The following is a 19,307-nucleotide window of genomic DNA, read 5'->3' on the forward strand; positions in this document are numbered from 1 at the left end:
GGGGTTGGGGTTCAGAGGCTGCGGGCGGTGATGTCGCCGTGCGAGGTGGTGGCGTGGATGTCGAGGTCGGCGCTGCCGTGGTTGACCAGGTCGTTGCTGATGCGCCCGTGGCCGGTGCCGGCGTCCAGGGCGGCCGAGACGCCGCTGGCGGCGGCGACCGAGATGTCGCCGGACTGGGTACGCAGCACGAGCCGACCTCGCGTTGCCTGCGCGACGCGGATGTCGCCCCGCGTGGTGCTGATCTCGGCGGGGCCGTTGAGCTGACCGACCTCGACGGTGCCGTCGACGGCGGTGAGGCGCATGCTCGCCGCCTCGTCGACCTTGATGTGGCGGTACGCGCCGTCCACGGTGACGTCACCGAGGCGTCCGACGCCGCGCAGCTCGGCGCTGGCGGCCCTGATCTCGACGCGGGAGTCGGCGGGCAGTTGGACGGTGACCTCCACCGAGCCGGCGGGGCCCAGGAGCTGGTTGTCGGGGGACGCGGTCGTGACCCGCAGGACGCCGTCGGCGTACGCGATGGTGGTCTGCTCGGCGGCCCGGGTGTCGCGGCTGCGGCCGGCGTCGGCGGGCCGGACCTCGACGGTGGTGTCGGTGCGGTCGGCGGCGATGAGTTGGACGCGCCCGGCCGGGATGTCCAGGACGGCGGCGATGGGGGCGGGGGTGGCGAAGCTCTGCACGGCGTTCTCCGATGCTCTCTCCGGTGTTTCTGACATTGGAAACGCTACGTTGCTTTCTAGTTAGTGGCAACAGCCTTGTTGCGTAGATGAGCAGTAAAAGCAGCTCAGAGCGTTATAAACGTTGCAACCGATCTGCCGCTAAAGCAACGGCCGGCGTTACCGCCATTGCAATCGACTGGCGGTGAACGCTATGGTGGCAATGCCGTTGAGGACGACCACCGAGGAGATCACCGTGCCGGGAGGCAGACTCACCCAGCAGGACCGTCAGCAGATCGCGTCCGGGCTGGCCGACAGCCTCCCGTACGCCGAGATCGCCCGACGCCTCGACCGTCCGACCTCGACGATCACCCGCGAGGTGCTGCGCAACGGCGGCCCGAACGCCTACCGGGCCGAGCTGGCCCACCGCGCCACCGAACGCCGCGCCCGCCGCCGCGTGCCGTCCGCCACCCGGACCGCCGAGGCGATCCCGCAGCCGCACGGCCGCGACGCCGAGGCCGTCGCCGAGTACGAGGAGGTGTTCACCACCGTCCTCATGGCCACGGGTCTGAACAAGATGGGAGCCCGGGTACTGACCTGCCTGTTCACCACCGACACGGGCAGCCTCACCGCGGCGGAGCTGGCCCAGCGTCTGCACGTCAGCCCGGCGTCCATCTCCAAGGCCATCAGCTTCCTGGAGAGTCAGAGTCTCGTCCGCCGCGAGCGCGACGAGCGCCGCCGCGACCGCTACGTCATCGACACCGAACTCTTCTACCAGGCGACGATGGCCAGCGCCCGCGCCAACGACCAACTCATCGCGACAGCACGTGAGGGCGTCGCCGTCCTCGGCCCCGGCACCCCGGCCGCCGCCCGCCTGGAGAACATCGCCCGCTTCCTCGACTTCATCAGCGAGAGCATCACCCGCGCCGCCGAACAGGCCCGTGCCGTCCTGCACACGCGGGCGGTGAACTAGTTCCGGTCCGGGCGGTGCCGGGCGTACGCGTCGACGAGCCCCCAGCGTCCGGGAATGTCCAGCAGCGCGATCCGGTCGAAGGCGGACGGCAGCGCGGGATTGACGGCCAGGTGTTCCTCGTGCGGGTCGAGGCCGAGCAGGGTGCGCAGCAGCAGCATCGGCGCTCCGCTGGACCACGCCTGCGGGCTGCCGGCGGTGGGATACCGGACCGGGTACCGGGTGGTGCTGCGGTCGAAGCCCCCGAACGCCTCGGGCAGCCGCCCCTGGAAGTAGGTCGCGGCCGACAGGATGCCCTCGGCGATGCGGCCCGCCTCGCTGAGGAACCCGTAACGGCGCAGGCCCCACGCGATGAACGAGTTGTCGAACGGCCAGACGGTGCCGTTGTGGTAGCCGAGCGGGTTGTAGCGGCTCTGCCCGGAGGCGAAGGTCCGCACGCCCCAGCCGGAGAAGAGCGCCGGACCCATCAGGTGCTCGACGACCCGCGCGGCCCGGTCGGGCGCCACGATGCCGCTCCACAGCAGGTGGCCGATGTTCGAGGAGAGGCTGTCCACGGGAGTGCCGTCGTGGTCGAGCGCGAGGGCGTAGTAGCCGCGGTCCTCGAGCCAGAAGTCCCGGTTGAAGCGCTCGTACAACGCCGCCGCCTCGCGTTCCAGCCGCTCGGCGTAGTCGCGGTCGCCCCAGAACGTACGCGCCAGCCGCGCGCCACGGAGCTTGGCGTCGTAGGCGTACCCCTGGACCTCACACGTCGCCCTCGGGAACCCGGGCAGCCGGCCGTCGGCGTAGGAGATGCTGTCCCAGGAGTCCTTCCAACACTGGTTGTCCAGGCCGGTGGCCCGGTTGCGCCGCTGGTACCAGACGTAGCCGGTCGACGTCAGGTCCGCGTACGCGTCGATCCAGTCCAGGGCCGCGCGAGCCTCCTGCTCCAACTCCATCACCAACGCGGTGTCGCCGCTCCACCGCTCGTACTCGTCGAGCAGCACCACGAACAGGGGCGACGCGTCGACGGTGCCGTAGTAGGGGGAGTGTGGCTGCTCCTCGAACGCGGCCGACTCCCCGTAGCGCAGCTCGTGCAGGATCCGGCCGGGATCCTCCTCCAGCACGTCGTCGGTCCGGGCGCCCTGGAGCGAGGCGAGGATCCGCAGTGTCGGCGGGGTCAGCGACGGCGTGACGGGCAGGGTCTGTAGGCAGGTCAGCAGGCTGTCGCGGCCGAACAGGGTCATGAACCAGGGGAGCCCGGCCGCGGGTACGGCAGCTCCGCCGAGTGACAGCGGCGCGAACCGCAGCGCCGCGAGGTCCACCAGGCTGCGGTGGTAGACCTGTTGGAGGGTGGCGCTCTCGGTGTCCAGCGTCGGCGCCTGCGCCACCCACTCGCGCACGCTGTCCGGCAGTGTCGACTCGTCCGGGCGTAGCGCGCGCAGGGCGGCGCGCAGGTCGACGCCGTCCGGTCGCAGCGCCCGCATGACCACCCGCAACCGGGTGTCCCACTGCTCCCCGGGCCGCAGCCGTACCGCGTACCGCAGGCCGCGCGCGTCGATGGTGGCCGACTCGCTCGTCGACACGACGACCTCACGCCGGTACGTCCCGCGTCGATAACCGACCCGCAACTCGTTCGGCTCGACGTCGGTGTAGTAGCTGCCCGCCTTGTCCTGGATATCGAACTTGATCTCGAAGATGTCGGCGAAGTCGGCCTCGACCTCCAGTCGCACGTCGAGGTCCACCACTCCCTGGCCGTAGTTGAAGATCGTCAGCGTCTCGGTGAGGTCCGGGCCGATGCGTCGCCGCCGGATCGCGGACACGTCCGCCTCCACGTAGTCGACGGCCCCGCCCGGCACCACGAAGAACGTGACCTCGTAGTACTGGCTGTCGTCCACCGACAGGGCGGCCAACCGCTCGCCGTTCACAGTGAGCACCCAGCGGGACAGATAGCGCGTGTCGTTGGCGAACAGCCCCACCGGCGTTGCGGGCGACGACTCCACGTCTCCACTGGCGTCCGACACGATGAAGGTGTTGCCGTCGATGCACGACACCGTGCCCGGGATGTCCCTCACGGCGCGCTGGTCGCCGTCGGCTGGTCGGCTCCCGCGCCACCCTCGGCCGCGCGGGGAAACAGTCGCCCGATGCGCAACGCCAGGGCGAGGTCGCCGTCGACCAGGATCTCGCCGCGCTCGATCGCCGCCAGCCCGTTCACCTCGCCGCGCGCCATCGACTCCGCCACCTGTGCCGGCACCCTGATGACGGTGTCGGCCGGGTCCCCGCTCTGCGACACCTCTAGCTTGCCGTGGTCGATGACCAGGAGCCACTGCTCCAGGTCGTCCCCGTCGGCGATGTCGAAGCGCACACTTCCGCACACCTTGCTGAACCGCGGATCGCGGCACGCGGCGGCCAGCCGCTCGAAGAAGTCGCTGGTCGCCGTCGTCATCCCACCTCCCGGCCCGAGAAAGAGCGGACGACGGCTACCCGCTGCGGCCCGTTGCTAACGCCCGACCGACGGAAATGAGCTGTCGGCGTGGCAGGCGCACCGCTCAGAATGTCCGCCGTGGCGAAGGAACAGGTGCTGGCGAGGGTGGCGGCGGATCTGGAGCGCGGGCACGTGCACCCCGCGATGCAACGCCTGGCGAGCCTGACCGCCGCGTACCCCGACGACCTGGCGGTGCGGGCGCGGCGTGCCGCGCTCTACCGGCAGGTGGGCAACGTGGCCGAGGCGGGGCGATGGGGCTTCCTCGGCGAGGACGCCGACGCGCGGGAGGTCGCCGCGTTCGAGCAGGCCTACGGGAACGCCTGGCGGCGGCTGCGGGCGTTGCGGGTGACCGCCGACCCCAGCGCCAGACTCGGGCCGGTGGCGGGCCCGCGCTTCGCGCGACTGCTGGAGCAGGCCGGCCGGTACGGGCCCGTCACCTGGACCGATGAGGGGCCACGTCCCGATGAGCCGAGTTCGTGGCGGGACGGGTTGGGCTGCCTGGTGGCGGCGGTGATCGGCGTGGTGCTGGTGGCGCTGTGCGTGGTCGGCCTGGCCACCGTGCTCCGGTGGGTGTTCTAGTCGAGGTCGAAGTCGACCACGACCGGCGTTCGCCCGACCCGCAGGGGAGTCGCGGCGTCGAAGCCGGCCGCGTCGCGGTGCCACACCGGCGGGGCGTACGCGCAGTCGCAGCGCAGCTTCACCCGCTGCCCGGGGAGCAGGCGCAGGGCGTACCCGCTCCCCACGTCCGCCACGCCGGCAAGGTCTCCGGTGCTGGCGTCGAAGGCAAGCACCTGGGCGTAGGTGAGCAACTCGTCGACGCGTACCGCCCCGCTGACCGGGGTGCCGGCGGGCAGCGCCTGGTCCAGGGTCGTCGTCCGCGCGGCGCGGACCCGGACCTTTCGCGCCTGCGCCCGGCTGCCCACCCCGCCGGACCAGACGGTGGCGTACCCACCCGCGGCGAACTGCACCGGCCACTCGTACGGCCCGAGGCCCGTGATCGTGTAGCGGCCGTTCTCATCGGTTGTGGGCCCGTGGTCGTCGTACTTGGGGTCCGGCACGTACGGCACCACCATCACCAGCGCTCGCGGGACCGGGGCGCCGGTCGCCGCGTCGGTCACCACTCCGACGACCGTGCCGGGCGGATCGAGCCGGATGTCGGGCGCGTTGGTCACCGTGCCGGCCCGGACCCGGATGACGGACGCGCGCTCGCGCTCACCGGTGCCGCCGTGCCGGCCGACCCACTGCCAGCCGTGCCGGGTCGTGTCGTAGGGCCGCACGAGCAACCGGTAGTCCCCGGGTGCGACGTCACCGGTCACCAGGCTGCCCTGCTCGTCGGCGCAGCCGCCGTACCGGCCGAGCTGGTCCTCCCCGAGGGTGACCGCCGTCAGCGCCGCGGCGTCGATGGGCACGAGCGCGGCGCAGGCGCGGGGCACCGGCGCGCCGGTGGCCGCGTCCCGCACGACGGCGCGAACGCCGCCGGGCGCGGGCGACACCTGCCGGGGGGTACGCGCGCCAGCGGGCGCGGCGGCCTCCACGACGAGCAGCGCGATGGCGATGGTGGTGGTCAGCTTGCGCAGGAGGGTGGGGCTCACGGGCGTGCTCCTCGCGGCGACGGAACGGGGGTGCGCCGACGGTAACGGAGCGTTGCTGATCCAAATCGGTCAATGTCGTGATGCTGACTGAAGGTGACGTGATGCCGGTTGATCAGCGTGGTGTTCCGGACACGCCGCCAGGTCTGGCGTGGGCGGCGAGCCATGTGGGCGGCAGGGTGAGGGTGTGGAACCACTCGCGCGGCACCTGATCGAAGTACGGTCCCTTGAGGACCGGCTTTCCCCCGCCGAACCGGTCGGCGGCCGCGGCGGCTCGCCTGGCGCTGAAGCGCCAACCGCCCGTTGCCCGGGAAGTGATGATCCTGCCGCCACGGGCGATACCGACGTTACGGTTCGGATTTGGCCGGGTGCTGGTCTTCCAGATGCGGCCCGTGAAGTGGACGATGAAGTCGATCTGGGACCACGGTTCGCGCGTCGCGGGCCGGCCGTACTCGTCCGGGCCCAGGTAGACGCCCTGTTCGTCAACGGCGAAGAGCAACTCCTGCCGGACCGCGCGGCCGACGCGGCCCCGCATCAGGGCGAGCATGGTCGCCTCGAACCCCAGCCCAATGATGACGAACATGTAGCGCTCGGACAGGTCCTGTAGGCCGATCACCACGGCGGTCATCGGCAGAGCGCTGTACAGCGCCAGCGTGAGCCCGGTCAGGATGCGGCTCTGCCGAACCTCGTATGCCCCATCCATTTTCATGACTACAAGATAGCGGTGATCATCAACAAGGTCTGATCGGCGTTCTCCCTCAATTCGGGCGCGTAGGGAGGATCCAGCGCATAGCGTCACGGTGGCGGCTCACGGCCGCCCGCGTCGGTGGCCGCCGGCGCTCGCGCCGACCGAAGGGGACCGGCTCATGGACCGGGTCGACAACATGCTCCTGCCGGAGCTGGACGGCCCGGTGCCGACCGCGGCGACGCGGGCGCTGGGTCTGCTGAGCCTGGCCCTGGGCGTGGGCGCGCTGGCCGCGCCCCGGACCCTGGCCCGCCTGACCGGCGTCGACGACTCACCCGCCGCGCGGGCCGTGATCCCCGCCGTCGGAACGCGGGAGGTGATCCACGCGGTCGGTCTGCTCACCGGCCGCCGCCCGGCCGGTTGGGCGTGGACCCGGGTCGTTGGTGACGCCCTGGACCTGACGCTGCTGGGCCGGGCCATGGTCGACCGGCGGGGGGAGCGTCGCCGCCGCCTGGCCCTGACCACGGCCGCGATCGCCGGCATCACCGCCCTGGACGTCGCCACCGCGATCGCCGCCGGTCGTGCCCGCCGGGCCCGGGAGCGGATGATCCGGATGGAGATCGCGGTGACGGTCAACCGGTCACCCGCCGAGGCGTACCGGTTCTGGCGTGACGTGGAGAACCTGCCCCGGTTCATGGCGCACCTGGAGTCGGTACGCGCCGACGACCTGCGCCTCTCGCACTGGGTCGCCCGTGGACCGGCCGGTCGCCGCGTCGAATGGGACGCCGAGATCATCGACGATCAGCCGAACAGGTCGATCACCTGGCGGTCGCTGCCCGGCAGTCGGGTGGCGAACGCCGGTCGGGTCGCGTTCGTACCCGGCCCGGGCGACCGCGGCACCGAGGTCCGGGTGCAACTGCGCTACGCGCCACCGGCGGGCGCGCTCGGCCGGGCCGTGGCGAAGCTCTTCGGCGAGGAGCCCGAGCAGCAGGTCCGTGACGACCTGCGCCGATTCAAGCAGGTACTGGAGGCCGGCGAGGTGGTCCGCTCCGAGGGCAGCCCGAACGGCATCTCCGTACGCCAGCAGGCGATGCAGCGACCCGCGCAGCCGCTGCCGCCGACCCGGCGCTGACCGTTTCTCGAAGGGGCGAAGCAATGAAGGCCACCGCCTGGATGGGCGCCGACACCGTCAGGGTGATCGACGTACCCGAGCCGACGATCATGAACGCCCGGGACGCCATCGTGCGGGTCAGCACCACCGCGATCTGCGGCTCCGACCTGCACCTCTACCACGGCTACATCCCCGCGATGCGCAAGGGCGACATCCTCGGCCACGAGTTCATGGGGGAGGTGGTGGAGGTCGGGCCGCAGGTCCGCAATCTCAAGCCCGGCGACCGGGTGGTGGTGCCGTTCCCGATCGCCTGCGGGCACTGCTCCTCCTGCCAGCGTGGCCTCTACTCGGTGTGCGAGAACTCCAACCCCAACGCCGGCATCGCCGAGAAGGTCATGGGCCACTCACCGGCCGGCATCTTTGGCTACTCCCACCTGCTGGGCGGGTACGCGGGCGGCCAGGCCGAGTACGCGCGGGTGCCGTTCGCCGACGTCGGCCCGCTCAAGGTGCCCGACGAGATCCCGGACGACCAGGCCGTCCTGCTCGCCGACGTCTTTCCGACCGGCTACATGGGCGCCGAGATGTGCGACATCAAACCCGGGCAGGTCATCGCGATCTGGGGCGCGGGGCCGGTGGGGCTACTCGCCGCGGCCAGCGCCCGGCTGCTCGGCGCGGAGCGGGTGATCGTCATCGACCGGTTCCCCTACCGGCTGCGTCTCGCCGCCGAGCACGCCGACGCCGAGACGATCAACTACGAGGACGTCGACGTGCTGGACACCCTCAACGAGATGACCGCCGGTCGGGGCCCCGACGCGTGCATCGACGCGGTCGGTCTGGAGGGCCACCACGCCAACTCCGCGATGTACGCGTACGACCGGGCCAAGCAGGCCACCCGGACCGAGACGGAACGGCCGTTCGCCCTGCGGGAGGCGATCCTGGCCTGCCGATCCGGGGGAGTGGTGTCGGTCATCGGCGCGTACGGCGGCTTCGTCGACAAGTTCCCGATGGGCGCGTTCATGAACCGGTCACTCATCATGCGGACCGGCCAGTGTCACGTGCAGCGCTACACCCGCCCCCTGCTGGAGCGCATCCAACGCGGCGAGATCGACCCGAGCTTCATCGTCAGCCACCGCATGCCGCTGCGCGACGCCCCCAAGGGCTACAAGATCTTCCAGAAGAAGCAGGACGACTGCACCAAGGTGCTCCTCAAGGTCTGACCGCCCCAGCTCCCGCGATCTTGCACTTTCTGCGGCGACACAAGGGGCATACCACCCCATGTCGACGACCGAAACCGCAAGATCGGCGCGAGGGGGGTGGCGCGTTTGTGGTCCGTGGGCTCGGGAACGCCGTCCGTTCGTCCGTTAGCCGGCCTGCGCGCCGGTCCAGGAGGCGAAAGGGAGCGGGTCATGGAGTACGAGCAGATGATCGCGACCGTACGACAGCGCGGAGGGCTCGGGGAGAACGAGGCCGTGCGCTCGGTGCAGGCCGTCCTGTCGGTGCTCGGCGAACGGCTCGCCGGCCAGGAGGCCGACAACCTGGCGGCACAGTTGCCCGATCGGCTGAACGGTTCTGTCACCCGAAACCCCCAGGGACGCCGGTGGGACGTCGACGAGTTCCTGAAGAAGGTCGGCGACCGTGAGCAGGTGTCGAACGGGGACCAGGTGCGTCAACACGCCCAGGTGGTGCTGAACACCGTCGCCGAGGCGCTCGACGACGACGACCGGCACGACCTGCTGGCGCAGTTGCCCGGCGGCATCACCGACCTCTTCGGTGTCCCCACCCCACGCGGCTGAGCGCGGTCACGCTCGCAGCGGGCGCGGACCCCGGCCGCCACGGTCAGGGTCCCCGCCGCCGTGGTCATCGACGTGCGACGTCCGAGCCGATGGGCCGACGGTCGACGGCCGGCGAGAACGGGCGATCGTCAGGGAATCGGCCACTCGTGCACCGGCCGGTTGCTGTGCATCAGCTCCACGTAGTGCCGCACCACCTCGCGCAGCGCCTCCGGCCGGTCCAGGTGATCGGTGGACTCCAACCGGTGCAGCGTCGCCACCTGCCAGGTCGCGCCGTTGCGGTTGGTCAGGCAGCGTTGCTCGATGACGCCCAGCAGACGGTCCCGCTCGGTCGGGTCGAGGCCCCACCGGTCCAGCCCGTGGTGCGCCATCGGTAGCAGCCGGCGCAGCACCAGCTCGGTGACCGGCAGGTAGCCGAGGCCGGGCCAGAAGACCTGCGCGTCGATGCCGTGCCGGGCGCAACTGGTGAAGTTCTCCTCGGCGGCGCTGAACGACATCTGTGACCACAGTGGCCGGTCCGACTCGGCGAGGGCGCGGACCAGTCCGAAGTAGAAGGCCCCGTTGGCGATGGTGTCCAGCACGGTCGGCCCGGCCGGCAGCACCCGGTTCTCCACGCGCAGGTGCGGCCGGCCGCGCGACACGTCGTACACCGGACGGTTCCAGCGGTAGATCGTGCCGTTGTGCAGCCGCAGCTCGGCGAGGTTCGGCACCTCGCCGGCCGCCAGGGTCTGCGCCGGGTCCTGCGGGTCGCACACCGGCAGCAGCGCCGGGAAGTAGCGGACGTTCTCCTCGAACAGGTCGAAGACGCTGGTGATCCAGCGTTCGCCGAACCAGACTCTGGGGCGTACCCCCTGGGCTTTGATCTCTTCCGGCCGGGTGTCGGTGGCCTGCTGAAACAGCGGGATGCGGGTCTCGCGCCACAGCTCCCGACCGAACAGCAGCGGCGCGTTCGCCCCGAGCGCCACCTGGATGCCGGCGACCACCTGGGCGGCGTTCCAGTAGTCGGCGAACTGCGCCGGGCTGACCTGGAGGTGGAACTGGGTGCTGGTGCAGGCCGCCTCCGGGGTGATCGTGTCGGCGGTGACCGCCAGGCGCTCCACCCCGGAGATGGCGATCGGCAGGTCCTCGCCCCGCGCCGCGAAGATCTGCTCGTTGAGCAGCTTGTAGCGCGGGTTGGCCGACAGCGTCTCGGCGGTGAGGTGCTCGGGACGCAACGTCGGCAGGATGCCGATCATGACCATGTGCGCGCCGATCGTGCGGGCCTTCTCCTCGGCGGCGTTGAGGCTGGCGCGCACGTGCTCCTCGAAGTCGAGGGTGCCGGTGCCGGTCAAGCGGCGCGGTGGCACATTGATCTCGATGTTGAACTGGCCCAGCTCCGTCTGGAAGCTCGGATCCTCGATGGCCGCCAACACGTCGGCGTTGCGCATGGCCGGATTCGACGCCTCGTCCACGAGGTTCAGCTCGATCTCCAGCCCCGTCATCGGCCGGTCGATGTCGAACCGCGACTCCCGCAGCATCTCGGCGAAGACATCCAGGCAGTTCCGCACCTTTTCGCGGTAGCGGGCCCGATCCTCCCGACTGAAGGTCCGTACGCCGACATCCTCGCCCATGGTCACCGCCCTGTCACCGCTGGTTCCCCCTAACCTCGCACGTGGCCGTACGAGCGGGGAAGACCCGAGGGTTCTTTCCTACCCAGTGGCGGGCCCCGTGACCCCTGTCGCACGCTCTGTGGTCGGCGAGAGCGCGAACGGCCGGCACCGCTAGCATTGCCGGATGCGCGAGAAGGTGACCCGGCTGTTCGTCGCGGCGGCGATCGCCGAGGCCTGCTCCTGGCTGGCCCTGCTGGTGGGGATGGCCGTCAAGTACGGTCCGCCGGACAATGAGCTGGGCGTCAAGATCTTCGGGCCGATCCACGGCGGCCTGTTCATCGCGTACGGGTTGCTGGTGCTCGCGGTGGCGCGGCTGCGCCGCTGGAGCCTGCCGGTGACCCTCGTGGCGCTGGCGTGCGCCGTGCCGCCGTTCGCCACGCTGATCTTCGAACGCTGGGCACATCGCCGGGGCATGCTCGGCGGCGACCGGCAGCCGGTCCGCGAGCCCGCCCCGGTCGGCTGACCGGCCCCGGCCGAGCGCTCAGGTCAGCGCGGAACAGGCCGCGACGCCGGCCAACAGCAGAGCGCCGATCGTCGCCTGCAACAGCAGCGGTGGTCCCAGGTGTGACCAGAGGGTCGCGGTACGCGGGGTGAGCAACTGCCCGGTGGTCAGGTTGACGATCCGCTCGATCCGCGGCGGCAGCTCCGGATCGCGCTGCGGGCGCAGGGTGAGCTGCACCTGATCGGCCGGGTGCAGGGCGCTCTGCGGCAGGTGTCCGTGCAGCTCGACCTCGCAGAGCTGACCGGCGGTGTTCCGCAGGCGGACCGGGGTGACCAGGTACTCCGGGCCCTGCTTCAGCTCCTTCCAGCGTCGGCGGGCGCCACCGCCGCCGAACGAGAACAGCGCGCGCAGCAGCAGGGCCGGCAGCCGGGCGAACGCGGCCGCGGCGAGCACCGCGACCAGCACCGGTTGGCCGACGCGTATCTCGCGGGTGTAGCCGTCCAACAGGCGGACCAGCCGTCCCGTGACGATCCGCTCCGTCGGGTGCACGATCCGCCGGGTATCGAGTCCGCTGTCCATTTCCACCACCGAGAGTCCGCTTGTGTTCACTGATCGTATCGATGTCCCCGGTTGAACGACGTGAATGAAACCTGGTCACGGGCTCACGCCCGCGAGGTGACATCCCGGGCGACGGGGGTAAGCGGGCGGTCGAGCTGGAAAGGGGTCGAGCATGCAGCTGTCCTTCCTGCGCCCGCTCTACGACCGACCCGGGCCGTGGTGCTCGGTGTACCTGGACGCCTCCGCGGACACCGAGGACGCCCACCCGGCGCTGGACCTACGTTGGCGCGCCCTGGAACGCCGCCTGGCCGAACAGGGGGCGGACGAGGCGAGCGTCGCCGCGCTGGACCGGGTGATCCGGGGTCACGACCCGATGGTCGGGGACTACGGCCTGGCGGTCTTCGCCAGCCACGGTCGGGTGGTGCTCTCCGAGTACCTGTCCGCGCCGCCGCTGCGCGACCTGGCGAGCTTCGGGCCGTTGCCGCACGTCATGCCGCTGCTCGCCCAGCGCGGCGAACAGGTGGCGTGGGTCCGGGTGGTGGCCGACCGCACCGGGGGCGACGCTGTCGCGGTCAGCGCGGGCGGCGTACCCCGACGGGCGCACGTCGCCGGCCGGGAGAGCTTCCCGCTGCGTCGGGTCCAGCCCGGCGGCTGGTCGCAGTCGCGCTACCAGCGGGCCGCCATGGAGGCGTGGCACCAGAACGCCGGCGACGTCACCGCCGCGACCGTGGAGCTGGCCGACCGCGTCGGCGCGGACGTCGTGGTGGTGGCCGGTGACGTCCGGGCCACCGGGATGATCGCCGCGCAGATGCCGCCGCGCTGGCAGGACCTGGTCGTCCGCACCGACGCGGGCTCCCGGGCCGGCGGCGCCGACCAGAGCATGCTGGACGACCTCACGGTGCAGACCATCGCCGAGGTCGCCGACCAGCGGATCACCGCCGCGCTGGACAAGTTCGGCGTGCAGGAGGACGTCGGCGCGGGACTCGACGCGGTCGTGTCCGCCCTGCAACGCAACCAGGTCGACACGATGCTCATCGTCGACGACCCGTCGGCCAACGGCGAGCTGTGGATCGGCCCCGAGCCCACCGAGATCGCCGTGGACCCGTCCCAGTTGAGCGCGATGTCGGTCGGCGACCCGCAGCGGGTCCGCGCCGACGCGGCGCTGGTCCGGGCGCTGGTGGGCACCGACGCGGCGTTGACGGTGCTCGGCGCGGACGAGGCGCCGCAGCTCACCGACGGCGTCGGCGCCGTCCTGCGGTACGTCGACGAAGGCACCCCGGGACGCGGCAATGGCTGAGCGCCGGGTCGCGGACCTGGTGGTCGAGCGGATGCGGGCCTGGCGGGTACCGCGCGCCTTCGGCTACCCCGGAGCGGCGATCGCCCCGCTGGTCGAGGCGCTGGAGGACGCCGGGGGCGACCCGGCGTTCGTTCCGGCCCGGCACGAGGAGACCGCCTCGTTCATGGCCACCGGGCACGCCAAGTTCACCGGCGGCATCGGGGTCTGCCTGGCCACCCAGGGACCGAGCGCGGTGCAACTGCTCAACGGCCTGTACGACGCCAAGCTCGACAGCAAGCCGGTCGTGGCGATCGTCGGTGAGGACGTCACCGGGCCGCTGGGCGGCGCGCACCAGCAGATCGGGTTGAGCCGGCTCTTCGGCGACGTGTGCAACCAGTTCGTCCGGTACGGCCGCAGCCCGGCGTCGGTACCCGCGCTGCTGGACCAGGCGTTCCGCACCGCGGCGGCGACGCGGAGCCCGACGTGCGTGGTGCTGCCCCGGTATCTGCAGGAGGCCCTGGTGCCGGACCTGGGGACGCACGCGGCGGGCGTGATCACGGCGACCCCCGGTGAGCCGCTGGCCCGGGTGCTGCCGCACGAGGTGGACCTCGACGCCGCCGCCCAGGTGCTCGGCAACGGCCAGCGCACCGCGATCCTGGTGGGCCAGGGTGCCCGGGGCGCCGCCGCCGAGATCGTCGAGCTGGCCGACCGCCTCGGCGCCGGGGTGGCGACGTCCCTGCTGGGCAAGCCGATCCTGGACGAGCGCCTGCCCTTTCACGCCGGGGTGCTCGGGGAGGTCGGCACACCGGCTGCGGCCGAGCTGATGGGTGGCTGTGACACGCTGCTGCTGGTCGGCACGAACGACCCGTGGACCGACTACTTCCCGATGCCCGACCAGGCCCGCACGGTGCAGATCGACATCGACGGCACCCGCATCGGCAGCCGCTACCCGGCCGACGTCCCGCTGGTCGGTGACGCCACCGAGACGCTGCGGGCACTGCTGGAGCGGGTGCCCGCCCGGCCGCACCAACAGTGGCGCGCGACGGTGGAGAGCACCGTCGACCGCTGGCGCGCGACCGCCGCCGACCGGGCCGCCGCGCCGGCCGAACCGATCAACCCGCAGCTCGTCCTCCAGGAGCTGTCCACCCGGGTGCCGCACACCGGGTCGGTGGCGGTCGACGTCGGCTCGGTCCTCTACTGGTATGCCCGGCACCTCGTCCTGCCGCCCGGGGTGAACGCGCAACTCTGCGGCACCCTCGGTTCGATGGGCTGCGCCCTGCCGTACGCGGTGGCCGCCAAGCTCGCGGCCCCGGATGCGCCGGTGGTCGCGCTGCTCGGCGACGGGGCCATGCAACTCAACGGCCTCGCCGAGCTGATCACGGTGTCGCATCACTGGCAGGACTGGGCCGACCCACGGTTGGTGGTGCTCGTGCTCAACAACCGCGACCACAACGGCATGGGCGGTGGACGGGAGTCGTCCGGGGACCCGATGGGCCGCCGTCCCGACGTCCCGTACGCGGGCTGGGCCCGGCTGCTCGGGCTGCACGGCGTCCGGGTGGACCGTCCGGAGCTGGTCGGCGCGGCCTGGGACGAGGCGCTCGCCGCGGACCGGCCCTGCGTCCTGGAGGCCGTGGTCGACGCGACGGTCTCGTTGGCGCCCCCGGAACCGGCCTTCGCCGACCTGCGTGGGCTGTACGCCGAGGGCGAACCGGCCCGGCGCGTCCGCGAGCAGGTGGAGCAGGCCGTGGCCGTCGAGGATCTCGTTTAGGCGCACGCCACCAGGGCATCAGTAGCGGCCCGACGACCCTGGAGGTCCCATGCCGGAGCCCGCCGACCGCCGCTATGGTCCCGCGCCCCTGCCGCAGCCGCGCGGCCCGCTGTCGGCGGCGGTGACCGACGCGCTGCGACGCGCGCCGTACGACCTGCCGGCGGACCTCGGCGTCGACCTCGACCCGGCGGACCCGCTGACCGACGAGGATCTGCAACTGACCCTGTTCCTCTGCTACGAGCTGCACTACCGGGGCTGGCAGGGCGTCGACGAGGGCTGGGAGTGGCAGCCCACCCTGCTGGCGCTGCGGGCCCGCGCCGAGCGCCCCTTCGAGGCGGCGCTGCGCCGGCTGGCCGACGTGCCGGCGGTGCCGGCGGACGGCGTCGCCGCCGGGCTGGCCGAACTGGTCGCGGCCGACGACGGGCCGTCGCTGGCCGCCGCGCTCCAACGGCGTGCCGACCTCACCCAGTTCCGCGAGTTCGTCGCCCACCGCTCGGTCTACCACCTGCGCGAGGCGGACCCGCACAGCTGGGCGTTGCCGCGCCTCGGCGGCCCCGCCAAGGCCGCCCTCGTGGAGATCCAGACCGACGAGTACGGCAACGGGCGGTTGGACCGGATGCACGCCGAGCTGTTCCGGCGCACCCTGGAACGGCTGGGCCTGGACACCGGCTACGGGACTCACCTGGACGTGGTGCCCGCCGTGACCCTCGCGACCAACAACCTGATGTCCCTGTTCGGGCTGCACCGACGGCTGCGCGGGGCGCTGCTCGGGCACCTGGCGGCCTTCGAGATGACCTCGTCCCTGCCGAACCGCCGCTACGGCAACGGACTGCGCCGCCTCGGCCTGGACGAGGTGGCGACCCGCTTCTACGACGAGCACGTGGAGGCGGACGCGGTGCACGAGCAGATCGCCGCGCACGACCTGTGCGGCGGCCTGGTCCGGACCGAGCCGGCGCTCGCGCCGGATGTGCTCTTCGGCGCGGCGGCGGCGCTCGCGGTGGACCGGCTCTTCGCGGCGCACCTGCTGGACAGTTGGGCGGCCGGCCGCAGCTCGCTGCGGTCACCCGCCCCGCCGACCCCGCCGCCGACCGTCCCGCTCGTCGGCGTGGGTCCGGTGTCCGTGACGACCCCGCCGGCGCCGATCGCGCTGGTCTGATCCGCTCAGCCCTCGCGGGTGGTGCCCGCCCGGAAGCTGATCGCCTTGTGGGTGCCGTCGCAGAACGGCTTGAGCGCCGACCTGCCGCAGCGGCACAGCGCCACCGTGCCCCGGCGGGCGTCGATCCGTTCGCCGTCCGGGGTCACCAGCGCGAAGTCGCCGCGGACGAGCAGTGGACCGTCCTCGTACGGGGTGATCGTGGCGGCGGCGGGCTCGCTGGTGTCGTCGGTGCGCATGGGCCCCGATGTGCCCGCCCCAGCCCCGGTGAAACCTGCGCGGCCGATCGTCGGTGATGACCGGCGCAACCCGCTGACCAGCGGATTGTGACCGCCGGGTGGGTGATGCCCCGTTTGAACCCCATCGGGACGGGAAGCCGGGCCGCGTGGTGAGCGAACGAGGCAAGGTGGGGCCGGTGCACAAGGTGCACAAGGGGCTCACGGCCGATGGCGCCGGCCTGGCCGGCGACCGGGTCGTGGCCCAGGGCAGCGCTGCCCGGGTGCTGGTCGCCGCCACCGCCCGGGCGCTGCGGGGCGCGGACTGCGCCGACCTCGGGCACACCGGGCCGATCTCGCGGTTTCCGACGGCGCCCGAGCCGGTTCGCCGGGCCGCGGCGACCCGAGCCGCCGGGCGGGTCGCCCTCACCGTCGACCAGATCGGTGAGGTGGACGCGGCCCGGGTGGCCCGCTGGTTCGTCGACCAGTACCCGCGCCGCAGCTATCCGGGGGTGCTCATCGGGTCGCCGCACGGCGCGGCCGCCCACCTGGCGGTCGCTCTCGGCGTGCCGTGGCTGCCCGCCGGCTTCGAGATGACCGTGCACTGGAGCGACGGGGCCGTGGACCGTCCCCGGGAGGCGCTGGCGCACGGGGGCGCGCTCGCCGAGCGGCTGGTCGGCGGCAACCCCGACGTGCACCTGCGCCAGGTGCACTGCCCGGCCAGCCGGGGAACCCTCACCGGCGTCACCGTGTCGCTGGCCGCCCGCTGGCGGTCGCTGCCGGCCGCGTACGCGCAGTTCCTGACCGACCGGCTCAGCGCCGACGCCCCGGTGCTGCTGGTGCGGGACGCGCGCACGTGGCCGGTGCTGGAACGTGGGCCCGGGCACAGCTTCCAGGTCGGCTGCCCGGCGAGCGGACTGGACCCGGTGGACTTCCACCCCGACAGCCACGCCCTGCGGCAGGTCCTGCGGGCGGTGGGCGGCGACGCCGCCCGGTGGGCGCCGCCGGAGGTGTCGGTGCCGTCGGGCGACGCCGAGTACGGCATGGACCCCGGATTCGAGCTCTCCGCGCGGGACTTCGCGGACCGTCACGGTCGCCCGCTGCATCGGGTGCTGGTGCCCCGGCCGGGAGCGTTGAGCGCGGCTGTGGCCGACCTCTACCGGCGCTGGTTGCGGTCCGCCGGCAAGACCGGTGACCGGTTGGTGGTGGAATGCGGTCGGCTGCTCGATCCGTGGCAGGTGGTGCGGGCGGGGCTGGTGCCGTACTGGTGCGAGAACGCCACCCGCCGCAGCGTGGACGAGGCCGAGTGGTGGCTGGCCGGCAGCGAGGAGTTCAGCTCGGTGGACGTCCTGCCCGAGCCGCCCGGTATGCGCTCGCCCGCCCTGGCCGGGCTCCCGCAGTGGTTGGCGGTGGCGGGCTTCGGCCGACGACGCCGGGCTCTTGACCGGACCTCCGCGCGGGGCTATCCGGTGACGTCCGTGCCGACGCGCCGGGCCACCGAGGTCATGCGCGCCCAGCCGTACGACCTGCCCGTCCCGCCCCCGCTGGGGGTCGCAGAGGCCCTGTCGGTGCTCCGTGACACCGGCGGCCACCAGGGGCTGCTCGTCTCCTGAAGGGGAGGACGCCGAAACTTCCTCGCGAACCCGGGGTCCCGTGATTGAGTACCTACGGAGCGGGAACATCGCTGGCTGCGACGACCTGATCGCGCTGCGTAGAGATGTTGTCGCCCGCTGGCATCCCAGTCACTGACCCACTTTCCGGCCCGGTGCGTGGCTCGACCACGCGCACGACCGGTTTCCCGATCCGGGCGGGGGACCTTCCTGAGGGAGGCGCGGATGTTCGGACAGACGAGCACGACCACGACCACACCACCACCCACCGAGCGTGGTCTGGAGGACCTCGACGCGGCGGCGCTGGCGTACGCGGCCCGGATCGAAGGGCTGCCGCCGGAGCGGCGACAGGAGGCGCGCGACGACCTGGTCCGCTTCGCGCTGCCGTTCGCCGGCCGGCTGGCCCGCCGTTACCGGGGGCGGGGCGAACCGCTTGAGGACCTGGAGCAGGTGGCCCGCCTGGGGCTGGTCAACGCCGTCGACAGGTACGACCCGGAGCGGGGTTCGTTCACGGCGTACGCGGCGATCACCATCGTGGGCGAGATCAAGCGCCACTTCCGGGACCGCACCTGGGGCGTGCACGTGCCCCGGCGGCTGCGTGATCTGATCCTCGAGGTGGGGCAGGCCACCGCCGCGCTGACCAGCGAGTTGTCCCGCGCGCCGTCGGTGGCCGAGCTGTCGGCCCGACTGGAGACGCCGGAGGAGGAGATTCTCGCGGCGTTGGAGTCGGCGGCCGGCTACAGCCCGGCGTCGCTGAACGCGCCGGTCGGCGGGGAGAGCTCCGCGGAGTTCGGCGACCTGGTCGGCGAGTCGGACAACGCCCTCGAATCGGTCGACGACCGGGTGACGGTGAGCGGCCTGCTGCACCGGCTGCCCTGGCGTGAGCGCCGCATCCTCGCCATGCGCTTCTACGGCAACCAGACCCAGGCGGAGATCGCCGCCCGGTTCGGCATCTCGCAGATGCACGTGTCCCGCCTGCTGTCGCGGGCGCTGACCTGGCTGCGGCAGGCCATGCTCGCCGACGCCCCACCGCCCTGGCAGAACGGCGCCGCCGAACCGGATCCGGGCAAGACCCGCATCTCGGTACGGCAGAACGGTGACCGGGTGGTCGTCGAGGTCGGCGGCGAGGTCGACCGCGACGGCGCGGACCAGCTACGCCGCGCGATGTTGGAGGCCGTCACCGGCCAGCCGAGCGAGGTCGTCGTCGACCTGGTCGGGGCGGGCGGGTTCGACGCCGGCGGGATCGCCGCGCTGGTGGCCGGTCGGGAGGCAGCCGAGCGTACCGGCGTGCCGTTGCGGCTGACCCGGGTACAGCCGGCGGTGCGCCGCTCGCTCACCGCCGCCGGGCTCCCGCCCGCTCGGGACTGATCCGCCGAG

Annotated in this window: 19 protein-coding genes; 11 read left to right on the forward strand and 8 right to left on the reverse strand. The window is 72.5% G+C overall.

The features are described 5' to 3' along the window. Nucleotides 1-11: 11 nt before the first annotated feature. Nucleotides 12-713 carry a DUF4097 family beta strand repeat-containing protein gene (locus AB0I89_RS07905; protein ID WP_357121975.1) on the reverse strand — a complete coding sequence of 234 codons (702 nt, stop codon included), beginning with the start codon at nucleotides 711-713 and terminating at the stop codon, nucleotides 12-14. Between the two features lie 196 nt (nucleotides 714-909). On the opposite strand from AB0I89_RS07905, the gene AB0I89_RS07910 reads away from it, so the two are divergent. Next, nucleotides 910-1,626 (forward strand): helix-turn-helix domain-containing protein, encoded by a 717-nt coding sequence (locus AB0I89_RS07910; protein ID WP_357121978.1) that lies wholly within the window; start codon nucleotides 910-912, stop codon nucleotides 1,624-1,626. Here the strand turns inward: AB0I89_RS07910 and AB0I89_RS07915 are convergent. Next, on the reverse strand, nucleotides 1,623-3,665 hold the full coding sequence (locus AB0I89_RS07915) for a glycogen debranching N-terminal domain-containing protein (protein ID WP_357122199.1): 2,043 nt from the start codon (nucleotides 3,663-3,665) through the stop codon (nucleotides 1,623-1,625). The two genes, AB0I89_RS07910 and AB0I89_RS07915, sit on opposite strands and share 4 nt — an antisense overlap. 5 nt (nucleotides 3,666-3,670) lie before the next feature. Continuing rightward, complete coding sequence (locus AB0I89_RS07920) at nucleotides 3,671-4,045, reverse strand: SCP2 sterol-binding domain-containing protein (RefSeq protein WP_357121981.1); 375 nt, start codon at nucleotides 4,043-4,045, stop codon at nucleotides 3,671-3,673. Nucleotides 4,046-4,162: 117 nt separating this feature from the next. Between AB0I89_RS07920 and AB0I89_RS07925 the strand changes: the two genes are divergently transcribed. Continuing rightward, nucleotides 4,163-4,663 (forward strand): DUF6584 family protein, encoded by a 501-nt coding sequence (locus AB0I89_RS07925; protein WP_357121984.1) that lies wholly within the window; start codon nucleotides 4,163-4,165, stop codon nucleotides 4,661-4,663. On the opposite strand, the gene AB0I89_RS07930 is transcribed toward AB0I89_RS07925, so the two are convergent. Continuing rightward, a complete protein-coding gene (locus tag AB0I89_RS07930; RefSeq protein WP_357121987.1) occupies nucleotides 4,660-5,676 on the reverse strand; it encodes a carboxypeptidase regulatory-like domain-containing protein in 1,017 nt (338 codons plus the stop codon). The two genes, AB0I89_RS07925 and AB0I89_RS07930, sit on opposite strands and share 4 nt — an antisense overlap. Nucleotides 5,677-5,788: 112 nt before the next feature. Further along, a complete protein-coding gene (locus AB0I89_RS07935; protein ID WP_357121990.1) occupies nucleotides 5,789-6,301 on the reverse strand; it encodes a hypothetical protein in 513 nt (170 codons plus the stop codon). 238 nt (nucleotides 6,302-6,539) lie between these two features. Between AB0I89_RS07935 and AB0I89_RS07940 the strand changes: the two genes are divergently transcribed. The 3 genes from AB0I89_RS07940 to AB0I89_RS07950 all read left to right on the forward strand — a co-directional run bounded on the left by AB0I89_RS07940 (nucleotide 6,540) and on the right by AB0I89_RS07950 (nucleotide 9,262). Further along, nucleotides 6,540-7,490: an SRPBCC family protein gene (locus AB0I89_RS07940; RefSeq protein WP_357121993.1), complete on the forward strand. Its 951-nt coding sequence runs from the start codon at nucleotides 6,540-6,542 to the stop codon at nucleotides 7,488-7,490. A 23-nt stretch (nucleotides 7,491-7,513) separates the two neighbouring features. Next, nucleotides 7,514-8,686 (forward strand): zinc-dependent alcohol dehydrogenase, encoded by a 1,173-nt coding sequence (locus tag AB0I89_RS07945; protein ID WP_357121996.1) that lies wholly within the window; start codon nucleotides 7,514-7,516, stop codon nucleotides 8,684-8,686. A 189-nt stretch (nucleotides 8,687-8,875) separates the two neighbouring features. Then, a complete protein-coding gene (locus AB0I89_RS07950; protein WP_357121999.1) occupies nucleotides 8,876-9,262 on the forward strand; it encodes a DUF2267 domain-containing protein in 387 nt (128 codons plus the stop codon). Between the two features lie 128 nt (nucleotides 9,263-9,390). Here the strand turns inward: AB0I89_RS07950 and AB0I89_RS07955 are convergent, their stop codons facing one another. Then, nucleotides 9,391-10,869: a glutamate--cysteine ligase gene (locus AB0I89_RS07955; protein ID WP_357122002.1), complete on the reverse strand. Its 1,479-nt coding sequence runs from the start codon at nucleotides 10,867-10,869 to the stop codon at nucleotides 9,391-9,393. A 163-nt stretch (nucleotides 10,870-11,032) separates the two neighbouring features. On the opposite strand from AB0I89_RS07955, the gene AB0I89_RS07960 reads away from it, so the two are divergent. Next, nucleotides 11,033-11,371: a DUF3817 domain-containing protein gene (locus tag AB0I89_RS07960; RefSeq protein ID WP_357122005.1), complete on the forward strand. Its 339-nt coding sequence runs from the start codon at nucleotides 11,033-11,035 to the stop codon at nucleotides 11,369-11,371. A gap of 18 nt (nucleotides 11,372-11,389) precedes the next feature. Here AB0I89_RS07960 and AB0I89_RS07965 read toward each other — a convergent pair whose 3' ends face one another. Further along, complete coding sequence (locus tag AB0I89_RS07965; protein ID WP_357122202.1) at nucleotides 11,390-11,938, reverse strand: hypothetical protein; 549 nt, start codon at nucleotides 11,936-11,938, stop codon at nucleotides 11,390-11,392. 142 nt (nucleotides 11,939-12,080) lie between these two features. Here AB0I89_RS07965 and AB0I89_RS07970 point away from each other — a divergent pair, with 142 nt between their 5' ends. Genes AB0I89_RS07970 through AB0I89_RS07980 form a run of 3 tightly spaced genes read left to right on the forward strand, consistent with a single transcriptional unit; the run spans nucleotide 12,081 to nucleotide 16,108 of the window. Next, complete coding sequence (locus AB0I89_RS07970) at nucleotides 12,081-13,205, forward strand: Vms1/Ankzf1 family peptidyl-tRNA hydrolase (RefSeq protein ID WP_357122008.1); 1,125 nt, start codon at nucleotides 12,081-12,083, stop codon at nucleotides 13,203-13,205. Then, a complete protein-coding gene (locus AB0I89_RS07975) occupies nucleotides 13,198-14,952 on the forward strand; it encodes a thiamine pyrophosphate-binding protein (RefSeq protein ID WP_357122011.1) in 1,755 nt (584 codons plus the stop codon). Before AB0I89_RS07970 ends, AB0I89_RS07975 begins: the two co-directional genes overlap by 8 nt. A gap of 49 nt (nucleotides 14,953-15,001) precedes the next feature. Continuing rightward, nucleotides 15,002-16,108 (forward strand): iron-containing redox enzyme family protein, encoded by a 1,107-nt coding sequence (locus AB0I89_RS07980; RefSeq protein ID WP_357122014.1) that lies wholly within the window; start codon nucleotides 15,002-15,004, stop codon nucleotides 16,106-16,108. Nucleotides 16,109-16,113: 5 nt separating this feature from the next. Here AB0I89_RS07980 and AB0I89_RS07985 read toward each other — a convergent pair whose 3' ends face one another. After that, complete coding sequence (locus AB0I89_RS07985; protein WP_357122017.1) at nucleotides 16,114-16,344, reverse strand: CDGSH iron-sulfur domain-containing protein; 231 nt, start codon at nucleotides 16,342-16,344, stop codon at nucleotides 16,114-16,116. A gap of 176 nt (nucleotides 16,345-16,520) precedes the next feature. On the opposite strand from AB0I89_RS07985, the gene AB0I89_RS07990 reads away from it, so the two are divergent. Then, nucleotides 16,521-17,933 carry a hypothetical protein gene (locus AB0I89_RS07990; protein ID WP_357122020.1) on the forward strand — a complete coding sequence of 471 codons (1,413 nt, stop codon included), beginning with the start codon at nucleotides 16,521-16,523 and terminating at the stop codon, nucleotides 17,931-17,933. A 222-nt stretch (nucleotides 17,934-18,155) separates the two neighbouring features. Continuing rightward, nucleotides 18,156-19,298, forward strand: coding sequence for a SigB/SigF/SigG family RNA polymerase sigma factor (locus AB0I89_RS07995; protein WP_355052419.1), 1,143 nt, complete (start codon nucleotides 18,156-18,158; stop codon nucleotides 19,296-19,298). Nucleotides 19,299-19,307: the final 9 nt, after the last annotated feature.

The organism is Micromonospora sp. NPDC049801 (assembly GCF_040656575.1).
Classification (GTDB): Bacteria; Actinomycetota; Actinomycetes; order Mycobacteriales; family Micromonosporaceae; genus Micromonospora.